The 22,679-nt window shown below is 57.5% G+C and carries 18 protein-coding genes; 1 reads left to right on the top strand and 17 read right to left on the bottom strand.

Annotated features, from left to right (window positions below; translation table 11 throughout):
• Positions 1-40 precede the first annotated feature (40 nt).
• The 14 genes from asnB to ihfB form a co-directional block, all read right to left on the bottom strand.
• Positions 41-1,969, bottom strand: a complete 1,929-nt coding sequence (gene asnB / locus APH27_RS00890) for an asparagine synthase (glutamine-hydrolyzing) (RefSeq protein ID WP_060483748.1) — start codon at positions 1,967-1,969, stop codon at positions 41-43.
• 10 nt (positions 1,970-1,979) lie between these two features.
• Positions 1,980-3,293, bottom strand: a complete 1,314-nt coding sequence (locus APH27_RS00885) for an oligosaccharide repeat unit polymerase (protein ID WP_060483747.1) — start codon at positions 3,291-3,293, stop codon at positions 1,980-1,982.
• Positions 3,280-4,515 (bottom strand): lipopolysaccharide biosynthesis protein, encoded by a 1,236-nt coding sequence (locus tag APH27_RS00880; protein WP_256250540.1) that lies wholly within the window; start codon positions 4,513-4,515, stop codon positions 3,280-3,282. Before APH27_RS00880 ends, APH27_RS00885 begins: the two co-directional genes overlap by 14 nt.
• Positions 4,516-4,602: 87 nt before the next feature.
• Positions 4,603-5,574, bottom strand: a complete 972-nt coding sequence (locus APH27_RS00875; RefSeq protein WP_256250539.1) for a glycosyltransferase — start codon at positions 5,572-5,574, stop codon at positions 4,603-4,605.
• A 73-nt stretch (positions 5,575-5,647) separates the two neighbouring features.
• Positions 5,648-6,568: a GDP-mannose 4,6-dehydratase gene (locus tag APH27_RS00870; RefSeq protein ID WP_060483745.1), complete on the bottom strand. Its 921-nt coding sequence runs from the start codon at positions 6,566-6,568 to the stop codon at positions 5,648-5,650.
• Positions 6,552-7,589, bottom strand: a complete 1,038-nt coding sequence (gmd, locus tag APH27_RS00865; protein ID WP_060483744.1) for a GDP-mannose 4,6-dehydratase — start codon at positions 7,587-7,589, stop codon at positions 6,552-6,554. Before gmd ends, APH27_RS00870 begins: the two co-directional genes overlap by 17 nt.
• A 22-nt stretch (positions 7,590-7,611) precedes the next feature.
• Positions 7,612-9,060, bottom strand: coding sequence for a mannose-1-phosphate guanylyltransferase/mannose-6-phosphate isomerase (locus APH27_RS00860; protein WP_060483743.1), 1,449 nt, complete (start codon positions 9,058-9,060; stop codon positions 7,612-7,614).
• Positions 9,057-10,322 carry a UDP-N-acetyl-D-mannosamine dehydrogenase gene (gene wecC, locus APH27_RS00855; protein ID WP_060483742.1) on the bottom strand — a complete coding sequence of 422 codons (1,266 nt, stop codon included), beginning with the start codon at positions 10,320-10,322 and terminating at the stop codon, positions 9,057-9,059. Before wecC ends, APH27_RS00860 begins: the two co-directional genes overlap by 4 nt.
• A 4-nt stretch (positions 10,323-10,326) precedes the next feature.
• Complete coding sequence (wecB, locus tag APH27_RS00850) at positions 10,327-11,457, bottom strand: non-hydrolyzing UDP-N-acetylglucosamine 2-epimerase (RefSeq protein ID WP_060483741.1); 1,131 nt, start codon at positions 11,455-11,457, stop codon at positions 10,327-10,329.
• 455 nt (positions 11,458-11,912) lie between these two features.
• Positions 11,913-13,292 carry a Wzz/FepE/Etk N-terminal domain-containing protein gene (locus APH27_RS00845; protein ID WP_256250538.1) on the bottom strand — a complete coding sequence of 460 codons (1,380 nt, stop codon included), beginning with the start codon at positions 13,290-13,292 and terminating at the stop codon, positions 11,913-11,915.
• Between the two features lie 168 nt (positions 13,293-13,460).
• Positions 13,461-14,510: an LPS O-antigen chain length determinant protein WzzB gene (locus tag APH27_RS00840; protein WP_060483740.1), complete on the bottom strand. Its 1,050-nt coding sequence runs from the start codon at positions 14,508-14,510 to the stop codon at positions 13,461-13,463.
• A 212-nt stretch (positions 14,511-14,722) separates the two neighbouring features.
• On the bottom strand, positions 14,723-16,150 hold the full coding sequence (locus APH27_RS00835) for an MBL fold metallo-hydrolase RNA specificity domain-containing protein (protein ID WP_060483739.1): 1,428 nt from the start codon (positions 16,148-16,150) through the stop codon (positions 14,723-14,725).
• A 102-nt stretch (positions 16,151-16,252) separates the two neighbouring features.
• Positions 16,253-16,516: a LapA family protein gene (locus tag APH27_RS00830; protein ID WP_060483738.1), complete on the bottom strand. Its 264-nt coding sequence runs from the start codon at positions 16,514-16,516 to the stop codon at positions 16,253-16,255.
• Between the two features lie 18 nt (positions 16,517-16,534).
• On the bottom strand, positions 16,535-16,831 hold the full coding sequence (gene ihfB / locus APH27_RS00825; RefSeq protein WP_054886605.1) for an integration host factor subunit beta: 297 nt from the start codon (positions 16,829-16,831) through the stop codon (positions 16,535-16,537).
• Between the two features lie 356 nt (positions 16,832-17,187).
• Here ihfB and APH27_RS00820 point away from each other — a divergent pair, with 356 nt between their 5' ends.
• Positions 17,188-17,781 carry a hypothetical protein gene (locus APH27_RS00820; protein WP_027918187.1) on the top strand — a complete coding sequence of 198 codons (594 nt, stop codon included), beginning with the start codon at positions 17,188-17,190 and terminating at the stop codon, positions 17,779-17,781.
• Between the two features lie 142 nt (positions 17,782-17,923).
• Here APH27_RS00820 and rpsA read toward each other — a convergent pair whose 3' ends face one another.
• The 3 genes from rpsA to APH27_RS00805 form a co-directional block, all read right to left on the bottom strand.
• Entirely contained in the window at positions 17,924-19,600 is a 1,677-nt protein-coding gene (rpsA, locus tag APH27_RS00815; RefSeq protein ID WP_027918186.1) for a 30S ribosomal protein S1, read from the bottom strand.
• Between the two features lie 124 nt (positions 19,601-19,724).
• Entirely contained in the window at positions 19,725-20,411 is a 687-nt protein-coding gene (gene cmk, locus APH27_RS00810; protein WP_027918185.1) for a (d)CMP kinase, read from the bottom strand.
• The gene (locus APH27_RS00805; RefSeq protein WP_256250542.1) at positions 20,408-22,615 is read right to left on the bottom strand and encodes a bifunctional prephenate dehydrogenase/3-phosphoshikimate 1-carboxyvinyltransferase; all 2,208 of its coding nucleotides are present in this window, start codon (positions 22,613-22,615) and stop codon (positions 20,408-20,410) included. Before APH27_RS00805 ends, cmk begins: the two co-directional genes overlap by 4 nt.
• Positions 22,616-22,679: the final 64 nt, after the last annotated feature.

The raw sequence follows: 22,679 nt of genomic DNA, 5'->3' as shown, positions 1-22,679 counted from the left end.
CACGTATGTGCTCAACCTGCCTGGACCTGGCGCGACTACCTTAGCCGTCAAGCGCGAAATTGCCGTCCAGGTACTGCTTGCACCACAGCTCCATGCAGACGATGCCGAACAAGGTGTATGCCGCGTCGATGCGCCCTGCACGGTCGGCGGCGATCAGACGGGCAACCGCTTCTGGGTCGAAAATGCCACGTTTGCGCAGCGATGCAGGCGACAGGACTTCGTCGACCAGCGGTTTCAGGCGCCCCTGCAGCCAGTTGCGCAATGGCACGCCAAATCCGGTTTTTGGACGGTAGATAATGTCGTGTGGCAGGTAGGGTTCCATGGCCTTCTTGAAGATCCACTTGCCTTCTCGCCCTTTCTGCTTGACCTCGGACGGCAGCTTGCCAGCCAGGCGCACCAGGTCCATGTCCAGCAGTGGTACCCGTACCTCAACACCAGTGGCCATGCCCATCTTGTCGGTGTAGTTGAGGTTGTGGTCAGTCAGGAAGTGCTTACATTCAAGCGTCAGCATCTTGTCCAGCGGTGTTGCGCCTGCCGGCACCCTTGACAAGGTCTCGCGCAATGGCGCGAACAGCTCGTCCGCCGCTAACTGGCGACGCAGTTCAGGCGCCAGCAGGCCGTGAGCTTGTTCCGGCTCGAGCCAGAAAAAATAGCTGATCAGGCGGTCATCTGCGGGCAGATCCGCGTAGCGGAACGCCTTGCCCAGCCGGCGAGACAGCGGCGATGACGCCGGAAGAAGGTTGGCGCTGCCGGCCAGAACACTGCGCAAAGGCGTAGGCAGACCACCCCACCAGCGCTCCTGGGACAATGCGAAGTGCCGGCGGTAACCGGTAAAGATGTCATCGCCGCCAGCGCCCGACAGCAATACCTTGATGCCGTTCTGACTCGCCAGCTCGGATATGAACAATGCATTCAGGGCAGCCGGGTCCGGAGTAGGTTCATCCAGCAGGTAGACCATTTCCGGCAGGCGATCCATCATCTCGTCGCCTACGCCGACAACATGCAGATCGACACCCAAGTGCTTGGCTACCCGTTCGGCATAGGGCAAGTCGTCGGCGAAGCCTTCATTGGCGGTGGAACCGTTGTCCACACGGATGCTGAAACACTGCAGCCGCTCCTTGTCGCGCATTTCTTCGGCGGCGAAGGCAACGATAGCACTCGAATCGAGCCCCCCCGACAAGAACGAGCCCAGTGGAACGTCGGAAACCAACTGACGTTTGACAGCCGTTCGTACCGCATCGGCAACCGCAACCGCGGTCTGCTCGACCGTCTCAGTCAACGGCTGCTCACTGATCGGCAGCTGGTAGTAGAACGATTTTTCTTCTACGCGGCCATTGCGCACACAAAGTACTTGGCCCGGCAGCACCTTGCTGATGTCGCGCACTATGGTGCGCTCGCCCGGCGACCACAGGTAACCCAAATGCGCCAAGACAGCATGTGGATCGATCTCGGGGGTGATGAAACCACCTCTGATCAAGCCTTTCATTTCGCTGGAAAATGCGAAACAGCCTCCATCATTGTAGACGTACAACGGCTTGACCCCGAGCTGGTCGCGCGCGACCCAGAGCGTCTGGGTATCACGCTCCCAGAACACCACGGCGAAGATACCGTTGAGGCGGTTTAGGCAGGCGATGCCTTCTCGGCAGAACAGTGCCAACAGCACTTCCGAGTCGGACTGGCTGGTAAATGTTTCGCCTTGAGCCTCAAGTTCGGCACGCAGTTCGCGGAAGTTGTAGATTTCGCCATTGAAAACCATCACCACCCGGCCATCGAGGGACAGCATTGGTTGGTGCCCCGCCGATGTGGTATCGAGGATGGACAGGCGAACCTGCCCCAACCATACGCCAACGTCGGTATCGGACCATATTCCCTGGTCGTCCGGCCCGCGACGTCGAATGAATGAAAGCGCCGACGAAAAATCGATCGACGTCTTCGTTCCATTATGCAAATAACCCAAAATTCCGCACATGCCTGTATCTCTAGTTCGGGTGATTGACAGGCGCCTTGCGCCTGGAGCTCAAAAGCAGGAAAGGCAGCCAGATGGAGGCCACCAGTAGCAGCACGGAGGAAAGTTCCCCGCGGAATAAATGGAGCATGGAGGCGATTGCCAACGCATAGGCGCCCAGTGCCCGGTCATTGAGCGGATTGTTGATGACCGCCCCATACAGGCGCCCCCAGACGAAACCGAGTACCAAACCACCCAGCAGAACCCCGACAATACCGAAGTTCATGTAAAATTCGCCAAATACTCCCGGCGGCAACGTCGTGCCTTCCAGCAACCACTTGTCGGGCCAGAATGCCCCTGTAAACACACCCGCCGCAGTCAACGGTTTATCTGGAAACAGCGTCGACGGAATCAGGATCAGCACGATCATGAGCAAGGTCGATCCATTCTGCCAAGGCAGGCCATCAGGCATGGCGTCCACCAGCACGGTCATGGTCTGCAGCTGCATCAGATTGCCGGTGAACTGGGTGATCAGGAAGTTGAAGAACGACAGCAAAACACCCTGGTCGTCCTTGAGGAAAAAGAACTTGCCAGTGGCCAGGTATTCTTGCTTGAACACGTGGTATGCCATCAAAGAGACAAACATTACCACACCCAGAATCGCACCCTTGATCAGGTTGATTCGCTTGACCCGGTAATGCCGAATGACCATCAACGACAACACAGCAATGAATATCGTCGACTTCTGTCCTTGCAACGCACAGACAAACAACGCGCCGAGAAAATAGGCCCAGAACATCAGTCGCTCGCCGTGGGCTCTTTTCTGTTCGCCGGTAAGGCGGATGTACCATGCCAACGAAACCGACAACAGAAGGTTCTGCAGCAGGAACAGGCCGTTGAGCCCGGCAAACGCCCTGATCCTGTCACTGGCGCCTTGGAGCAGCCCCGAAAGACCACCCAGCACGACCAGGATCATCCCGAACGCCAGCAACCCCGCGAGCGTCAGGAGCAGCGAACGTTGCATGAGAAAGCGCGGCCTTACGATAAGCCTTGAACGGCTGGGGAAGTTGAGCTGAGACCTGCGTCCCAGGCTGGCACCCGCAAGCACAAACAGCAAGGCTGCGCCATAGATCAACAGTGCCTCGTTTACCGCACCGTCCTTGTCGACAAAGCTGAAGTCCCAGAACAAGCTGAAACCGTCAATCGACATCAGGAACGGGTACAGCGGTACCAGCACACCCACACACCAGATTACGAAGAAAAAAAAGCTGGCCGAAAAACAATCAAAGCCTGCTTTCTTCCTTGCAGGTGTCGCCTGCCATTGTTCCGAGCCATTACCTGCCTGCATCGTCGCCGTCTCCCTGGAGGTTGGCAATACGGATCTTCACCGCTGACAGCAGCAACGTCAGGGACAGCACCGTTCCCGCCACGTAAGCAACGACGCCAGCCCACCCACCGAATTCAGGAATGCCGAAGTAAAGGACCAGTAATACGAGTATCCCCTCGACAATATTGACCTTGAGACTCAAACCAAAGACCCGAAGCGCGACCAGCATGGTACCGCACGCCAGCACTACTGCCTTCAACGGCAGGCTCAGCGCCAGAACGACAACATACTTGGCTGCCATTTCATATTGACCACCAATCAGCAACAACCAGCCACCCGCAGCGATCACCAGGGCCGCAGCCATTGCTGATGAGACAAGCAACATCGACTTGATGAACGAATTGAATTTGGCGGACAGTGCTGCCGCGTCATCCAGCAGTTCGACCAGATCGGGTATTGCGCGCTGGGCAATGATCGCCAGAGGCAGAAGGCCCAGAACCAGGCTGAGGTTCGCAAGACCGAAGAAACCAATCTCTTCGGTTCTGACATGGAGCGCCGTCAACATCAATATTGGCAGGCTGTCCACCAACAATCGCACAAACAGACTGGCATTGATGGTCACCCCGGAGCCTGCCGTGGCAAGCAACTCGCTGCGGTTGACTTTGAACACCTGCAAGGCGGGCCCGACATGGCCCCGCAGGCGCCACCAGACAGCCGCCAAGCATACTGCCTCGGTGATATAGCGCGCAGCCATCCAGCCCTGGATTCCGTATTGCCGGGTCAATGCCACGGTCAATATCACACCCGCGCCGGTCGCGAACATCAGCGCGAAGCAAATCTCGTTGATTACTTTCGCTCCTTGCGCATAACCCGTAGTGACACGTAGGAGGTTGGTTATCAACACCAGCCCGCAGGTCACGAACACATAGGAGCTGATGGCCGTCGTAAGCACGAACTCGTGCGCCAGGAAGATACCCAGTATGACCACTGCGGAGGTGATACCGACCAGCACGAACACCCCGCGCAGCACCGCTTGCTGCGCGGACGGTTCAGCACAGGCTGCGGTATCGCGGATGGCGATGCTTTGCATACCGAGGCTACCGGCCAGCACGACCAATGCCACAATGGTTTCCAACGATCGGACAACACCGACTACAGCAGGCTCGACAAACGGTGCGATGAGAAACTGACTGATGATCACACCACCCTGGATGCAGGCGGTGACAACGAACAGCTGCAACAACCTCGAGCTCTCGAAAATTCTGATGAGGCGAGCTAACACACGGTTCCACCTTGTCTAATTGTTTTTTCGCTCAACACCGTTCTCGGGTCAGGCCAGAGAATCGAGAATGCGCTTGAGTGCCTGGCGGCGCGCGTTGATCGAGTAGTTCCCGGAAATCCAGCGGTGTCGGTCCATGGCGTCTTCGTGACTCGACGGCGTGCTCAACACCTGCTTCATTGCAGCGGCGATATCCGCCGGGCTGTCGGGCTCGACCCAGTTGGCGAATGCACCCGCTACTTCCGGCACTGCCCCGCGTGGTGAGGTGATCACCCGTGCGCCGCATGCCAAGGCCTCACCTATGGCATGTCCAAACCCCTCATAAAGAGTCGGTTGCACATAAGCCAGGCAATTGCGGTAGTGATTGAGCTTTTCCTCATCGGAAATCATCCCGACGAACTGGACCTTTTCAGCCACACCCAAGCATTGAGCAAGCTCCTGCAGTTGAGGCAGGTAGTCCCCATGTTTCCCCGCAATGACAAAACGAATCGTTGGGTTATCCTTGGCGAAGCGGGCGAACGCCTCGATGCTCGGGATCAATCCTTTGCGAATCGCATTGGTGCGGCTGGTCCAGGTTACCGTGAAAAAGTAGTCAGATGGTTCCTGCGCCTGCACCACTGGCGAGTAGTAATCGGTGTCCACGGCCAAGGTGGCGTAAACAGGGTTTCGAACTGCAAGGTTACCTGTAACCTCGTCATACTCGGACCTGGAAATGAACAGGTTCCGGTCGGCCATCCGCAACGACGCCCGCAACACCAGTTTCTGCCAAAGCGGCCGGTCCAGGTAGCACATACCTGGAATTTCCTTCCGGCATGTCGAGTAGTCGAACGCACCCGTCACTACTACCGGCTTGCGCCGCAACTTGCCTGCCAATAGCGGGAAAGGCGAGTGCCCCCACCACCAGCAGTAGTAGAGGTCTGCCCTCCAGTCGAGTGTCGAGGGAGAGCCGGAAAGCACCACTTCGTGCCCCAGTTCCTTGAGTATCCTGATATCAACGCGATAGAACTCGACTTTGTCGAACATCTCACGCCAGTTGGCGTGAGCAGACATATTGGCAAAGAAACAAATGCGCACAGTTATACCAATCCGTTGAAAGTCACTTACCTGGAGCCTGAAGGTTCCGTTCGTACATGGACAGCAGCGTTTCACTCAAGTCGGGCACTGCGATGTTCCCTACGAGTTCGTACAGCCTGGCTGGGCTGCCATAAAGCTCCTTGACCTCGTCAGCCCTCACGAACGCAGGATCCACCTGCACTTGCGGGCGATAACCGGCGATACCGGCCATCGCATCGATGACTTGGAGCAGGGAAACACTGCGGCCCGAACAGACATTCACAAACTGCCCTTCAGACTCGCACTCCAACAAGCGAGCGTAGGCTTCAGCGACGTAACGCACATCGGAAAGGTCGCGCGATACATCCAGGTTGCCGAGCCTCAACTCATCCTGCCGGCGAGCAAATGCCGCGACGATCTTGGCGAAAACAAAGGATTCAGATTGCCCGGGACCGGTATAGTTGAACGGCCTGGTCACCAGTATCGGGAAGCGTGCAAACCACTTGCGCACCAGCGCTTCCATGGCCAACTTGCTCAACGCGTAGTGGTTCATCGGCCGAGGTTCGCTACTTTCGACGATGGGTGAAGACGGAGCATTGCCATAGATGTTGGCGCTACTGGCAATGATCGCCTTCTGCAGCGCAACGCCACTGTCCTGCAGGGCCGTGAGCAAGCTTTCAGTACCAAGTACGTTTACTCGATAGTAGGAAAGTGCATCGCTACCCGTGACATGCGCCAACGCTGCAAGATGGATTACATGGGTCGGCTCGACCTCACGGATCCACTCGGTCAAGCGCGCGGTATCGTTGAGATCCGCCTCCAGGTGTGCCACCTCGCAGTCCAGGCGACGACCGCCGAGCCCCGCGATACGCCAGCCGTCGCTGGCAAGCCGGTGCGCAAGATGCGCACCAGTGAAACCCGAAAGGCCAGTGATCAGGACAGTCTTGTCAGAACGACGTGCCATGCTTGGCCCTCTTCAGATCGGCCTCGACCATCAACTGGCACAGTTGTTCAAGTGTGGTATCAGGCTGCCAGCCAAGACGTTCCTTGGCCAGAGAGGCATCACCGATCAGCAGCTCGACCTCTGCAGGGCGGTAGAACTGCGGGTTGACCTTGACGCGGGTCACTCCCGTACGTCGATCTACACCAAACTCCTTCTCGCCGGTTTCGCGCCACTCAAGGTCGACGCCCACCGCCTTGAAGCTCATGCTGACAAAGTCACGGACAGTTTCGGTGCGGTTGGTCGCCAGCACGAACGTATCCGGTTTATCGACCTGCAGCATCCGGTGCATACCGTCGACATACTCACGGGCATAACCCCAGTCACGCTTGGCATCCATGTTGCCGAGCTCGAGCACCTGCTGGTTACCGACCTCGATGTTGGCCACCGCGTCGGTGATCTTGCGCGTGACAAACTCTTTGCCGCGCAGCGGAGACTCGTGGTTGAACAAGATGCCGCTGGTAGCAAAAATATTGTAGGACTCTCGGTAGTTGATCGTCGTCCAGTGCGCGAAAAGCTTGGCAACGCCATAGGGGCTGCGCGGATAGAACGGCGTGGATTCGGATTGAGGCACAGCTTGTACCAACCCGAACATCTCAGACGTGGATGCCTGATAGAAGCGAATGCCCGGATTCACAAGGCGAATGGCTTCCAACAGGTTCAGCGCCCCCACACCAGTGATCTGCGCCGTCGTGATCGGTTGATCGAAGGAGACACCGACGAAACTCTGCGCGGCAAGATTGTAGACCTCGTCCGGTTGAGCCTTCTGCAACAGGCGGATGGTACCCGCCAGGTCCGTCAGGTCGAACTCGACCAGGTGCAGGTTCTCGTGGCCCAGCACGCCCAGTTCCTGCAAGCGCCAGAAATTAACCGAACTGGTCCGGCGGTAGGTGCCGTAGACCTTGTAACCCTTGCCGAGCAGCAACTCGACGAGATAAGCCCCGTCCTGCCCAGTGATACCCGTAACCAGCGCACTCTTTTGCATTTGCCACTCCAAAATTCAAGCCTTATACACGGCCATAGGTGTCATCGAACCTGACAATATCGTCTTCGCCCAGATAGCTCCCCGACTGCACCTCGATGATCTCAAGAGGGATGGTGCCACGGTTTGCCAGACGATGGACATGGCCTACCGGTATGTAGGTACTTTGGTTCTCGTTCAATTGAAAAACCTGGTCTTCGCACGTCACTTCGGCTGTGCCGGATACGACGATCCAGTGCTCGGCACGGTGGTAATGCTTCTGCAAGCTAAGGGTTGCCTTAGGCTTGACCAAGATCCGCTTCACCTGAAAACGCGAGCCACTGTCGATACTGTCGTACCATCCCCAGGGCCTGTGGACACGCCGGTGAAGCCTCGACTCGCTGCGCGTATCGCGGCCTAGCGCCTCCACGATAGCCTTGACCCCTTGGCATTTCGCCTTGTCTGCAACCAATACGGCGTCAGGTGTCTCGACAATGACCATGTTATCCAGGCCCACTGCTGTCACCAGCCGATGGGAGGCGTACACCAGTGTGTCGTTGCTGGAGTCGAGGATAACGTCACCGTGAGTGCTGTTATGATTGGCATCCTTGTCACCGGACCGCCAAACCGCATCCCATGCCCCAAGGTCGGACCAGCCAGCATCCATCGCCAGCATTTTCAGCTCCAACCCTTCCAAAGGTGAACGCGTGCAATGCTCGATTACTGCATAATCGATGGACTCCGCCGGAATGGCCTCAAAGGCTTGTACCTGCGGCCGCACGAAACCATTGTCGGCAGTTCGTTCAGCCCAGGACTTCTCGGTAGCCTCGAGGATATCGCTACGATAATGCCCCAGAGCACGTAGCCATACCGATGCGCGCAAGATGAAGATGCCGCTGTTCCAGTAATAGCTACCAGCCGCCAAGTATCGTTCGGCAGTGGCCAGGTCCGGTTTTTCAACGAATGAATCGACGTTTTTGACTTCGGTCGCATCCGTTGAATGAATGTACCCATACCCGGTTTCCGGGCGGTCTGGCTGAATACCGAGGGTGACAATCGCACCTTGGCTGGCCGCTTCTACCGCCTTTTCCACCACTTTGGTGAAAGTCCCTACATCATGAATGGTCTGGTCCGCAGGAATGACCACCAGCACCGGATCAGCCCCGGGCTCGACCGAATCCCGAGCATGCAGTGCTGCCAGTGTCAAAGCCGGCGCGGTGTTACGACCTGCCGGCTCGAGAATAAGCGCGCCCTGCTCGACCTTGATCTCACGCAGTTGATCCAGGCACAAAAAACGATGCTCATCATTGGCGACAATACACGGTGCCAACAATTTGCAACCTGGCGGCTGGACCTTCATCAACCGATCAATAGCCTGCTGAAACAGGGTTTCACGACCGAAGATAGCCAGGAATTGCTTCGGATAGAGCGTCCGACTGAGTGGCCAGAGACGCGTCCCCGAACCCCCGGACATGATTACCGGGAGAATATTCATACGCGCCAGATTCCGCGGGTATCAACTATTTTCCGGCCCTGCAGCGCTTGTACCGGGACCTCCTTGAACGGCTTGTGATCCACCAGCAGCAACAGGATATCTGCCCGCTCGATTGCCTGGCTCACGGAGCACAGTTCCGCCGCTTCCAATGCGTTAGGCAGTGCCTTGATGTTCGGCTCGACCACAATCACTTTGCCAGCATGGCGCTTGCCGACTTCTTTGGTAATCTCCAGTGCCGGGCTCTCGCGCAAGTCGTCGATATCCGGTTTGAAAGCCAGGCCAAAGCACGCGACGACGACATCCTTGGCGGTTTTGCCGGGATTCTCGCTCAGATGCTCACCGATGGCAGCATGGAGCTTGTCGATAACCCAGGCTGGTTTGGAGTCGTTAACTTCCCGGGCTGTGCGGATGATTCGCGCCTGTTCTGGGGCGGAGTCAACGATGAACCACGGATCGACTGCGATGCAATGCCCGCCTACGCCTGGGCCAGGCTGGAGGATGTTTACACGCGGATGACGGTTGGCCAGCTGAATCAGTTCCCAGACATCGACCTTGAGCTCTTCGCAGATGATCGACAGTTCGTTGGCAAAGGCGATGTTGACATCCCGGAAGCTGTTCTCGGTCAACTTGCACATTTCGGCTGTACGGGCAGTGGTCAGTACACACTCCCCTTCCACAAACGTCTTGTACAGGGCACGTGCAGCCAGCGAGCATCGCTCGGTCATGCCACCAATGACCCGGTCATTTTGTACCAGCTCTCGCAGAACATGGCCAGGAAGCACTCGCTCCGGGCAATGCGCAACGCGAATGTCAGACCCTTCGCCGGACTGCTGCGGGAAGCTGAGGTCAGGGCGGGCCTCGGCGAGCCACGCGGCCATCTGTTCAGTGGCCCCCACCGGAGAGGTGGACTCCAGAATGACCAGATCGCCAGCCTTGAGCACGGGCGCAATCGCTTCACTTGCCGACTTGATGTAACTGAGGTCCGGCTTGAAGCCTTCCTTGAAAGGTGTCGGCACTGCAATGAGAAACGCATCTGCAGGCTCCGGCTTGGTACTGGCTCGCAAGTACCCCTCTGTCACCGCAGCATGCACGACCATATCCAGATCGGGCTCGACGATATGGATTTGACCACGATTGATGGTATCAACGCAGTGCTGGTTGACATCGATGCCAATGACTTCAATTTTGCGAGAGGCAAATACTGCGGCGGTAGGAAGGCCGATATAACCCAACCCAACGACGGATACCTTGGAAATACTCATAGCACTACCTTGTTTTGAAATTGGCAAGAACTTCAATGATACGGGCACACGCCTGCCCGTCTCCATATGGGTTGTGAGCAATGCTCATGCACTGGTAGGCGTCCTGATTTCCGAGCAATTCTTCAACATTGTCGATGATCGCCTGCAGGTCTGTTCCCACCAGTCGCACAGTCCCGGCCTTCACCGCCTCAGGGCGCTCCGTCGTGTCACGCATGACCAGAACGGGCTTGCCCAGGGAAGGCGCTTCTTCTTGTACTCCCCCTGAATCGGTAAGAATCAGATAGGAACGATTCATGAGATAGACGAAGGGCAAATAGTCCAGCGGCTCGATCAAGTGAATGTTCTTGACGTTTTTAAGCAAGCGATTGACCGGCTCACGCACATTGGGATTCAGATGCACGGGATAGACAATTTCCACATCTGAACAGTCATTGGCAATTTGCACCAATGCCTGGCAGATCCTTTCGAATCCATCACCGAAGCTTTCACGACGATGCCCAGTGACAAGCACCAGTCGCCGGGAGGGGTCGAGGTAGGAGAACTGGTCCGCAAGGGCGCTCGCCAAATCGGGTCGCTGCAACTTGCGAACGACTTCGAGCAAGGCATCAATAACCGTATTGCCGGTGACATGTATCTGCCCCTCCGGCACCCCTTCAGCCAGGAGATTGGACTGCGACTGGCTGGTAGGAGCAAAGTGCAAATGGGCCAATGCCCCCGTCAGCTTGCGATTGGCTTCTTCGGGCCATGGGGAGTAAAGATTACCCGTTCGCAGCCCTGCTTCCACATGCCCAACGGGTATCTGCTGATAGTAGGCTGCCAGCGACGCAGCAAAAGTTGTTGCCGTATCGCCGTGAACAAGCACGATATCCGGCTTGAATTCAGCTAGCACGACCTTCAACTTTTGCAGAATCGCCACGGTCACGTCGGTAAGGTCCTGCCCCGGCCGCATGATTTCGAGATCGTAATCGGGAGTAAGCTCGAACAGGTCAAGCACCTGATCCAGCATCTGCCGATGCTGACCGGTCACGCAGATTTTCGCCTCGAAGCGGTCATCAGCCTGCAACCCCAAAGCCAACGAAGCCATTTTGATTGCTTCGGGTCGAGTACCAAATACGCTTAATACTTTGAGCGCCATGCAACTACCATTTTTAAATAGAATGAATTTCGACAATTGGCGTGAGCGTTAGCAACACCGGATCAAAAAGCCAGGTAAAATCGGGATTTACCACAAGACCTCGCCAACCCACACCGAACCCACCGACTCTAAAAACTTTTTCCCTGCGCATGAAACAACTTAACTTGCATAAAGCTCGAGCGGTACCCATTAGCCGAAGGCATTTACCGCAGCATCAAGTTGGCAATTCCAATGATGAGACCGCCCCACTGCCCGGTACACGACCTGGAAACGCCACCTTATTCGAATTTGACAGCCGCCTCAAATCCATCTGATCGGCGCTACGCATTCCACTTCCCTGGCCCGGCACCTGCTGGCCAGCCAGGAACGCGCGGCGCCACAATCATAGGCTCTTCAGCTGTGACACACCATAAGAGTTTTCAGCCGGTACCAGCCTATAAGCAATCAAAACAATATCACTCTCTTGCAACCTTAACCTGCACCTCTGGCGACACCACATTTACCTGGCGCGATAGGTTCTCTGGCAAAACGGGCGCTACCCCACCCCTAACCTCGACTACCTGCAAACGGCGCAGATGCTTTTTGAACGCCGTACGCACGAGCGCGGCGACGACACCTAGCAGCAGTCCAGCGATTGTTGCAGCCATGACAATCAACGCTTTGCGCGGCTTCAGTGGCTTGGCGGCAGCTACCGCCCGCTGGTCGATACTCACCAACTGCAAGCCTTGCAATTGGGTATCAATAGATTTCAAGCGTTCCCGCTCAATCCGCAGTGCTTCAACACCCTCCAGGAAAGCCTGATCATTGGCCCGGGCCTTGATAGCCTCGACACTGCGGTTATTGGAAAGCAGCACAAGCTCTTTACGAATCTGGCCAATTCTTGGCTCTATAAAATCATCAGAGGCACGCTTACGCAGGGCCGTACGCTCAGCTTCGAGCACCTCAGTCCCCATAAAGTAAAGCGGAACCGGCCTGCCGTTTACTTCAGTGCGAATGATGTTGCCATTGCCCGAATTCTCATCAGCCATCTGCGATGGTGTCGATGGTTTTTTCAACCCCAGGCTACGGGCAATAGCAATCGCCTCATCGAGCTCTGTCAAGCGCGCCTCACGCTGCAACTTCAACTGCACCCGCAATGCCTTGAGCTCGTCACCCAGTTGCGCCCGCTTGATGGCGTCATCTTCTTCAAGGCGCGCGATACGCCCTTCGTTCCCTGCACGATATTCAGTGAGTGCCGAGTTCAGTTTCGCATCTACTTCGGCCAGGCGGTTTGCAAGGATAATCTGCATATCCTTTGAAAGCTGGACACGCTCCCGTTCCATCGCATAATCAACGAAGTCATTAAGGACAGCCGCCCCATTGATATCTTGCCCGTATCGCATTTTCAAGCCGATGAAGTCACTTAACAGATTGGCCTTCTTCGGATCCGATTGAACTACACTAAGCGCAGTATTGTTGAAATCCTGAAATGCCTGCTCAAAACTCTGCCCCTCATTTCGGAAGGCCTCGACAAGTTCTGGCCTGGAACGAAAATATTCCAGCCGCGCGCTGTAGGAATCCAACCGTGCGCCCACTCTCCTCAGCGCTTCTGCTGGAGGAAGGGAGTAGATTTTAGATCGGTTCAATGCGTCCAGCTGATTGATCTCAACAGGCCGCAAGGTAGTGGAGGCTTCATATTCAGAGGGCGTCAGATAGGCAATCGCGACGCCAAAAATCGCAAAGACCGCGCCTACGAGAGCGACAAACGCGCGCCTGCGCCAGATAGCCCGGAGAAGATCGAAGAGGTCTACTTCACCAGTAGCGGCCATGTAGGGGCCGCGAGGATCAATGTTCACTGTGTTTGCCTGCCTGCTAGCGGTGGTGACACCCAAGACAGGCAGGGTCGGCAAGCGCTTCGTGCACCTTCTTCCAGCTATCCATGTCATCGGCGTAGAAGGTGCATTGTTGCACCTTCCGAACCTGACAACAACGCTTGTCGACCAACCTCAGAAAGCAAAGCTCCTTCAAATGCTGCTTCGCCGCCTCAGCCACAGGTCACGACCCAAGGCGGCACATACCCCCAGTGCCACACCGGCCAACACTGCAAGCGCCATGATCATCGCCTTGCGCGGCCTGATCGGTTTGTCTGGCGGGGAAACCGCTCCATCCTGTTGATACATCGCGACCAGCGAGGGGTCGATCTTCAGGTTGCGTAGAAAATTCAGCCGTTCCTGCCGCTCACGGAGATTTGGAATGTACGGATCATTCGATGGACGGGATTCAAGGTTAGCTATTTCCGCCTCCAGCGCCTTTGTGCCACGCATGTAGGTGAGAGATCCCCCCATACCGGCGGACACTTCACTCGACAACGTATTGGAGATGATTGGCGGCTTTTCCAGACCTATCGACTTAGCAATCCGCAACGCCTCGCCGAGCTGGGCAATCTGGTCTGCACGCTGATTACCCGCACTGGCACGCGAGGCCCGAATTTGTTGCTCAAGGTTATCCGCCATGATCGATATGTCACTACGTGTACCACCAAGCAGCTCGTCTTTCGCCCGGTCCGCAGCCATTTCCGCGTAATTCGAGACCCAGACCGCTGCAAGTCGCGGATCCTCGACACTTGCGGTAATGACATATCGATCAGACATATCCTTGGATGCCTGAGCAACGCCGAGCATGCCATTGAACTTGGCATACAAGTCATCACGCGAACCCTTGCGAGCATCTTCCGTCAAGGTTGGCAGGAAGGCGTTTCGGAAAAACTTGTCACGTACCGCCTCCGACTGAAGCGACCTGAGATAAACGCTGTACACATCCTTTGCGCTTAATGCCGGGAGCCCCGTACCTTCTCCACGACCGAAATTGAGCTGCGCAATCTCATTCTGGGTGGGCGGCCGGATGTAGAGTTTCGCCTCATACACAGGCGCAGCAAGCATTACATAAGCCAACCCAACGCCAATAACCGGTATCGCAACCAGCGCCATCCAAACCCTTTGCCGCCAAATCCCCTGCACAAGCTCAACCAGGTCAATCTCATCACCACCACTCAGGCGCTCGCGTTCATTGCGCATTTAGTCTTTTTTTCCTTGGGTCCGTCTGATTGCGTCAACAGAGGGGCCTCCTCCAGGCCATGAGACCCTCCCCCCCTTCTCGGGTCAAGCGTAGCGGCAATTTGCCAACCTGCTTGCGATCCTTCAATCACTTCGCATTAATCGGTAGTAGAGAGACCTTACCGATAGAAGTTCCTCACGTTTTGCCAGACTCCGCGATTCCCGCCCAACGGTCATTCTGCAATTGTGACGCTTACCTCATTTCCCGCCTGCGCGAACGTTTCGCGAAGCACGCGTGCCAGCGCTTGCTTCGCCCGCCCCTCTCCATGCACCAAAACCACCTGCCGTGCATGACAACCCTGCGCAAATCTCACCAGCCCCGCCTGATCCGCATGCCCTGAATAGCCGCCAAGCGAAGCCACCTTGGCCCGGATCTCATACAGCTCACCATCCAGATCAATCTGCACAAACCCTTCCGCCCCTTCGCTAGCCTGGATCACAGCTCCCGGAGTGCCCTTGGCCTGATAACCAACAAACACCACCTCATGCCGCGGGTCCGGCAGCATCGCCTTGAGATAGCCGACAATCCGCCCTCCAGAGCACATACCATTACCAGCAATGACAATAGCCGGCCGCCCCGTGCTTTTCAGGTAATTCACCACCTGCCGGTGGCGGGCGTGCGTATCGACGCACACCAGCTGACCAAACCCCAAGGGATCGCGCCCCTGGCTCACCCGCGCATTGGCCTCGTCATTCCAGTAGTCATGCAACTGCCGGTATGCACCCGTTATACGCTGAGCCAGCGGCGAGTCGAGAATAATGGGTAGCTGCGACCATGCATAGGTGTCTTCGCCCTGCACGACAGGGGGATCACCAAGCAATTTCTTACGGTGAAGGATATCTTCGAGTTCGAACAGCAACTCCTGAGTGCGGCCCAGGCTGAATGCGGGAATGAGGATGGTGCCGCGATCCTGCAGCGCGCGATCGATGACCCGCTCGAGCTGCTGCTGGCGATCACTGCGATCCGGATGAAGGCGGTCACCGTAGGTGCTTTCCAGCACCAGTACATCTGCCCGCTCCGGCGGCTGTACCTGGCACAGCAGTGGATTACCTTCGTGACCAAGATCACCGGAGAAAACGATACGCTGATCGATGCCCGCCACCTGGACATCACACTCCACATAAGCGGAGCCCAGCAAATGCCCAGCACGCTGCAAGCGGATCATGCACTTGAGTTCGGTTTTTTCGACTACTGAGTACCAATGCCCAAAGGGAACGGGCACAACGAGGCCATCGATAATCTCAAGGTATCGCGCCACCTGAGCAGGCTCGCTGCTAATGGTCAGCTTGTAGGCATCTTCCAGGACAAGCGGCAGCAACTTTGCCGATGGTTCACTGCAAAGGATCGGGCCTCGATAACCCGCAGCGAGCAGTGCCGGGATTCGCCCGACATGGTCGATATGCACGTGCGTGATCACCAGGGCCTGGATACCCTGAACTGCAAAATCGGGAGGCAGCAAGCCCTCTCCCGGAGGCGCCTCGGCGCCCTGCTCCAGGCCGCAATCAATTAGCAGGCTTGTAGTTGAATCCAGATGAAGCTGGTGACAGGACCCGGTTACGCTGCGGGTGCCGCCGTGATGGGAAATACTGGGAAATTGCATAGTGCTGCACGCTCGCCCGGGCTGCTGAATGAATGCCTATTACTCCATTTCACCGACTGCGTGCATAGGTGAAGCCTTCCTACAAAGCTGTAGGCGCCTTCATCAATTGCTATTAAGCACCGCCTGGCGTGCCGATGCGCGAATCTTGCGCTTGCTACGCTGCACGCCATAAGCACCAAGTAGCGGACCAACAGCCAACCCCACCACCAGCGCCGCCAGCACTGGCACCGCCACCGGCAAGGCCGGAGCCGACCATCCGAAAAGTACCAGCGATACGGCCTGCTGATTCTCCAGCACGAAGAACAGCACTACAGCCGCCAGCAGCAGCACGAACAACGCCGCCAGGGCGCGCTTCAGGTTACGCATCAGACTGCTCCTTCTGACTCAAGTGTGCTCGTGCTCTTCTTCATTGACCCGATCACGCAGCTCTTTGCCTGGTTTGAAATGCGGCACGAACTTGCCTTCGAGCTCCACCGACTGGCCGGTCTTGGGATTGCGACCTACCCGCGGAGCGCGGTAGTGCAAGGAAAAGCTGCCGAAACCGCGGATCTCGATGCGATCTCCGGTGGCCAGGCACTGGGACATCTGTTCAAGCATGGTCTTGATGGCCAACTCCACGTCCTTGGACGAGAGCAGCCCCTGATGGGTGACAATACGTTCGATCAGCTCCGACTTCGTCATATTTTTCCCTTCGTTATCAAGCAGCTAGATCATTGCTTAATCAGGTTGTAGCACGCTCGGAAGGATTTGAACAGGGTGGTTCTTGACTTAATAAAAAAATTCAAGAAGGGATTGTTAAGAAATAAGAGCCGGAAGCCGGCCCCAAGGCATGGCACCGCCTTTTATCGCAGGTGCCCGCCATGTCACAAACCCGCAAGCTAGTTGGCGTATACATAAAAGTCGCCACCGCGACGCACCTAAGTCTTGTAGGATTTGTCATAATCGCGAGTAGGACGCATCTGCTTTGATCTGACCTAAAGCAGATTGCAAATTGCTTAATTACCTTGCTCGTTGAGTCGTACTCACAAGGACTGTTTATGCGAACAATCCCCCTTTCGCTCGCCCTGGCGACTCTGGTAACCGCCACTGGCACCTTTGCTCAATCCGTCCGCCAATCCTGGGACAATGAACCGTCCGAGTTTCTAGGCGTTCCTTTTCAGGGCGATTTCAAAGCCCAGGTCCCTGAATGCCCCGACAGCAACGGCAGCTCACGCCAGCCAACACTGTGCCGCACCAGCACCGCGGACCCTGACCGCTATGAGATTCATGGGCTGCCATACCTTCCGATCAGTTCGGGGTATCAGCTTTTCGCAGCCCTGAAAGATGGCGCAATCAGCCAACTGATGTTGACCGGTAACTCCAACAGCCTCGAACTGGTCGATGACTTCTTGACCGATACCCTCGGGCAACCTGGCTCAAGCTTGAGCCGTCGAATCCAGCTAAGCTCGGGCGCATCTTATGAAATGAAGACCATCTCATGGGAAGGCAAACGAGTTGCAGTACATTTCCAGCGAAACGAAAGCGACCTGAGTCGCTACACCGTGACGTTCACTCCCTCGGCAGCGGACCTCAAAACACTGGGAATGAACTCAGCAGCCGGAACCCCACCGGGACAATCGTCCGTTCGCTGACCTGAGGTGAGAGCGGGCTTCGCGTACGCTCACAGCGGCTCGACGCCTGCCCCTCCCACAGAAACTGTAAGACTCAACTGTAATCGCAGGCAAAAAAAAGGGTGGCCCGAAGGCCACCCTTTTTTTACCGATCAAACAGAACTCAGTTCTGCTTGGCCATTGCTTCGCGCAGCAGCGCAGCCATGGTGGTGTCGGCAGCCGCTTCCGGAGCGTTTTTCAGGCTCTGGATGGCTTCACGCTCTTCAGCGTCGTCTTTCGATTTGATCGACAGGCTGATGACGCGCGATTTGCGGTCAACGCTGATGATCTTGGCTTCGATCTCTTCGCCTTCCTTCAGGACGTTACGCGCGTCTTCAACGCGGTCACGGCTGATTTCGGAAGCTTTCAGAGTGGCTTCGATGTCGTCGGCCAGGGTGATGATGGCGCCTTTGGCGTCAACTTCTTTCACGATGCCCTTGACGATAGCGCCCTTGTCGTTGACAGCAACGAAGTTGGAGAACGGATCGTCTTCCAGCTGCTTGATGCCCAGGGAGATGCGCTCGCGCTCTGGGTCAACCGACAGGATGACGGTTTCCAGCTCGTCGCCCTTCTTGAAACGACGTACGGCTTCTTCGCCGGTTTCGTTCCAGGAGATGTCGGACAGGTGAACCAGGCCGTCGATGCCGCCGTCCAGACCAATGAAGATACCGAAGTCGGTGATCGACTTGATGGTACCGGTGATCTTGTCACCCTTGTTGAACTGGCCGGAGAAGTCTTCCCATGGGTTGGACTTGCACTGCTTGATGCCCAGGGAAATACGACGACGCTCTTCGTCGATGTCCAGAACCATGACTTCCACTTCGTCGCCAACCTGAACGACTTTCGACGGGTGGATGTTCTTGTTGGTCCAGTCCATTTCGGAAACGTGTACCAGACCTTCAACGCCTTCTTCCAGCTCAGCGAAGCAGCCGTAGTCGGTCAGGTTGGTAACGCGAGCCTGTACACGAGTACCTTCTGGGTAACGTGCAGTGATAGCTACCCACGGATCTTCGCCCATCTGCTTCAGACCCAGGGAAACGCGGTTGCGCTCACGGTCGAACTTCAGAACGCGTACGTCGACTTCGTCGCCAACGTTAACGATTTCCGATGGGTGCTTGATGCGCTTCCAAGCCATGTCGGTGATGTGCAGCAGGCCGTCGATACCGCCCAGGTCCACGAATGCGCCGTAGTCGGTGAGGTTCTTGACGATACCTTTGACTTGCTGGCCTTCCTGCAGGGTTTCCAGCAGGGCTTCGCGCTCGGCGGAGTTCTCGGCTTCCAGCACGCTGCGACGGGAAACGACAACGTTGTTGCGCTTCTGGTCCAGCTTGATGACCTTGAATTCCAGCTCTTTGCCTTCCAGGTGGGTGGTGTCGCGCACTGGGCGGACATCAACCAGGGAGCCCGGCAGGAACGCACGGATGCCGTTAACGTCGACAGTGAAGCCGCCCTTAACCTTACCGTTGATAACGCCCTTGACCACTTCTTCGGCGGCGAAAGCTGCTTCCAGAACAATCCAGCACTCGGCGCGCTTGGCTTTTTCACGGGACAGTTTGGTTTCGCCAAAGCCGTCTTCGACCGCGTCCAGCGCAACGTGAACTTCGTCACCGACCTTGATGGTCAGCTCGCCAGCTTCGTTGTAGAACTGCTCGAGCGGGATGACGCCCTCGGACTTCAGGCCAGCGTGTACGGTAACCCAGTCGCCGTCGATGTCGACAACGATACCGGAGATGATGGCACCCGGCTGAAGATTGAGGGTTTTCAGGCTTTCTTCAAAGAGTTCTGCAAAGCTTTCGCTCATTTTAATTCCTGTAGATTCGGGCGAAACAGACGCCCCTCGCCACATTCCAGACAATGTGGGTTTGTTTTAAGTAAAGGAAAGCCGGCAGGACGTTGACTGGTGCCCCTGCCTGCTCTCCTGGCTATCAGACCAAGTCGCGCTGGGCGAGCTCGCTCCTGATACGTTGCAGCACCTGCTCGATGGACAACTCGGTAGAGTCCAGCTGAATGGCATCGGCCGCTGGTTTCAGCGGGGCCACTGCACGCTGGGTATCACGCTCATCGCGCGCACGAATCTCATCTAGCAGACTCGACAGACTAACATCTTCACCCTTGCCCTTCAACTGCAGGTAGCGGCGACGGGCACGCTCCTCGGCGCTGGCGGTGAGGAAGACCTTCAGCGGCGCGTCCGGGAACACCACGGTACCCATGTCGCGGCCGTCGGCAATCAGGCCTGGCGCTTCACGGAAGGCGCGCTGACGTTGCAGCAATGCTTCACGCACCGCCGGCAGCGAGGCCACCATCGACGCACCGGCGCCGACCGTCTCGGTACGAATGACGTTACTGACGTCCTCGCCCTCGAGGATGATTTGCTGAAGCTTACCCGGCTCGGCGGCGATGAACTGCACATCCAGATGGGCGGCCAGGGCCTTGAGCAGCTCTTCGTTGGTCAGATCGACCCCGTGGTTGCTGGCATTGAACGCCAGCAAACGGTAAAGCGCGCCGGAATCCAGCAGCTTCCAGCCCAGCTCGCGAGCGAGGATGCCGGCAACGGTACCCTTGCCCGAGCCGCTTGGGCCGTCGATGGTGATGACCGGTGCTTGCGAATTCACGACTTGCCCTCTTCGGCGACACGGATACCGACATCGGCGCACAGCTTGAGGAAGTTCGGGAACGAAGTGGCGACGTTGGCGCAGTCATGGATGCGGATCGGCGCGCTGGCACGCAGCGAAGCAACGCTGAAGGCCATGGCGATACGGTGGTCACCATGACCGTGCACTTCGCCACCGCCGATCTGGCCGCCCTCGATGATGATGCCATCCGGAGTCGGCTCGCACTTGATACCCAGGGTGATCAGGCCATCAGCCATCACCTGAATACGGTCGGATTCCTTAACCCGCAGCTCTTCGGCACCGCGCAGCACGGTACGCCCTTCGGCGCAGGCGGCCGCCACGAACAGGACCGGGAACTCGTCGATGGCCAGTGGCACCAGTTCTTCAGGGATGTCGATGCCCTTGAGCTTGGCGCCCCGCACACGCAAGTCAGCCACTGGCTCGCCGCCGACTTCACGCTGGTTTTCCAGGGTGATGTCGCCGCCCATCAGGCGCAGGATGTCGATGACGCCGGTACGGGTCGGGTTAATGCCGACGTGCTCGAGCACCAGCTCGGAGCCTTCGGCGATCGATGCAGCAACCAGGAAGAACGCAGCCGAAGAGATGTCCGCCGGCACTTCGATGCGGGTGGCGGTGAGCTTGCCACCAGACTGCAGCGAAGCGACCGGGCCGTTGCTTTCGACCGAGTAGCCGAAGCCACGCAGCATGCGCTCGGTGTGGTCACGGGTCGGCGCCGGCTCGGTGACGGTGGTCTTACCTTCAGCGTACAGGCCCGCCAGCAGCAGGCAGGACTTGACCTGGGCACTGGCCATCGGCAGCGTGTAAGTCAGCGCTTTCAGCTTGCTACCACCGCGAATGGTCAGCGGCGGACGGCCGTCCGGGCCAGTCTCCACCACGGCACCCATTTCGCGCAGCGGGTTGGCCACACGGTTCATCGGGCGCTTGGACAGCGAGGCGTCGCCGGTCATGGTGACATCGAACGGCTGGCCAGCCAGCAGGCCGGAGAGCAGGCGCATCGAAGTGCCAGAGTTGCCGACATACAGCGGGCCTGGTGGCGGCTTGAGGCCGTGCAGGCCGACGCCATGAATGGTCACGCGGCCGTGGTTCGGGCCCTCGATGACCACACCCATGTCACGGAATGCCTGCAGGGTCGCCAGGGCATCCTCGCCCTCGAGGAAACCTTCGACTTCGGTCGTGCCTTCGGCCAGCGAGCCGAGCATGATCGAGCGGTGGGAAATCGACTTGTCGCCCGGTACGCGGATTCGCCCGGTCAGGCGGCCACCCGGTTGGGCCAGGAAAATCAGATCGTTGGCGTTCATAGCGTCCACATAGGCCCGGCGGGCCAGGATTTTACTGAAATGCTCGCGGGCAACCCGTGCACGGGTGAAAACACCCAGCAGCTGGTGCCCGTCCCCAGCATCGACCGCGTCGCGCAAGGCGTCGAGGTCGCTGCGAAATGTGTCGAGGGTGCGCAGGACAGCCTCGCGGTTGGCGAGAAAGATGTCGTGCCACATGGTCGGGTCGCTACCGGCGATTCGCGTGAAATCGCGGAAACCTCCCGCAGCGTACCGGAAGATGTCGAGGTTTTCATTGCGTTTGGCCAACGAATCGACCAGACCGAAGGCCAGCAGGTGCGGCAGATGGCTGGTGGCGGCCAGCACTTCGTCATGGCGCTCCACCGGCATGTGCTCGACATCGGCATCCAGCGCGCGCCACAGGCGATCGACCAGGGCCAGGGCGGCCGGGTCGGTTTCCTCCAGTGGCGTGAGGATGACTTTGTGACGACGGAACAGGGTGGCATTGGCGGCCTCAACCCCACTCTGCTCGGAGCCGGCGATCGGGTGGCCGGGAACGAAGCGCGGCAGGCGTTCGCCGAAGACGGCACGCGCCTCACGCACGACATTGCCCTTGGCACTACCGACGTCGGTGATGATCGCGTCACCGAGGTCGAGCTGAGCCAGGCGGGCCAGGACCTTTTCCATAGCAAGGATAGGCACGGCGAGCTGAATGACATCGGCGCCGACACAAGCGGCGGCGAGGTCGGCTTCGCAGCGATCGACCACGCCCAGGTCCACTGCCAGCTTGCGCGACGGGGCATCGAGGTCGACACCGACCACTTCGCGGCACAGGCCGCTTTCACGCAACCCTTTGGCAAAGGAGCCGCCGATCAGGCCGAGACCGACCACGACCAGGCGATCGATGATTGGCGCGGGTTTGGTTTTTGCTGCATTTACCACTGTTGCGAACCCTGTTCTGAAATCTAGGCAG

The organism is Pseudomonas sp. NBRC 111123 (assembly GCF_001320205.1).
GTDB lineage: Bacteria > Pseudomonadota > Gammaproteobacteria > Pseudomonadales > Pseudomonadaceae > Aquipseudomonas > Aquipseudomonas putida_J.
This window is presented reverse-complemented; position numbering and strand designations above follow the sequence as displayed.

Bases quoted from the DNA above. Each gene is read 5' to 3' on its own strand.
- asnB (WP_060483748.1), bottom strand. From the start codon at position 1,969: ATGTGCGGAATTTTGGGTTATTTGCATAATGGAACGAAGACGTCGATC.
- APH27_RS00885 (WP_060483747.1), bottom strand. From the start codon at position 3,293: ATGCAGGCAGGTAATGGCTCGGAACAATGGCAGGCGACACCTGCAAGG.
- APH27_RS00875 (WP_256250539.1), bottom strand. From the start codon at position 5,574: ATGTTCGACAAAGTCGAGTTCTATCGCGTTGATATCAGGATACTCAAG.
- APH27_RS00870 (WP_060483745.1), bottom strand. From the start codon at position 6,568: ATGGCACGTCGTTCTGACAAGACTGTCCTGATCACTGGCCTTTCGGGT.
- gmd (WP_060483744.1), bottom strand. From the start codon at position 7,589: ATGCAAAAGAGTGCGCTGGTTACGGGTATCACTGGGCAGGACGGGGCT.
- APH27_RS00860 (WP_060483743.1), bottom strand. From the start codon at position 9,060: ATGAATATTCTCCCGGTAATCATGTCCGGGGGTTCGGGGACGCGTCTC.
- wecC (WP_060483742.1), bottom strand. From the start codon at position 10,322: ATGAGTATTTCCAAGGTATCCGTCGTTGGGTTGGGTTATATCGGCCTT.
- wecB (WP_060483741.1), bottom strand. From the start codon at position 11,457: ATGGCGCTCAAAGTATTAAGCGTATTTGGTACTCGACCCGAAGCAATC.
- APH27_RS00840 (WP_060483740.1), bottom strand. From the start codon at position 14,510: ATGCGCAATGAACGCGAGCGCCTGAGTGGTGGTGATGAGATTGACCTG.
- APH27_RS00835 (WP_060483739.1), bottom strand. From the start codon at position 16,150: ATGCAATTTCCCAGTATTTCCCATCACGGCGGCACCCGCAGCGTAACC.
- APH27_RS00830 (WP_060483738.1), bottom strand. From the start codon at position 16,516: ATGCGTAACCTGAAGCGCGCCCTGGCGGCGTTGTTCGTGCTGCTGCTG.
- ihfB (WP_054886605.1), bottom strand. From the start codon at position 16,831: ATGACGAAGTCGGAGCTGATCGAACGTATTGTCACCCATCAGGGGCTG.
- APH27_RS00820 (WP_027918187.1), top strand. From the start codon at position 17,188: ATGCGAACAATCCCCCTTTCGCTCGCCCTGGCGACTCTGGTAACCGCC.
- rpsA (WP_027918186.1), bottom strand. From the start codon at position 19,600: ATGAGCGAAAGCTTTGCAGAACTCTTTGAAGAAAGCCTGAAAACCCTC.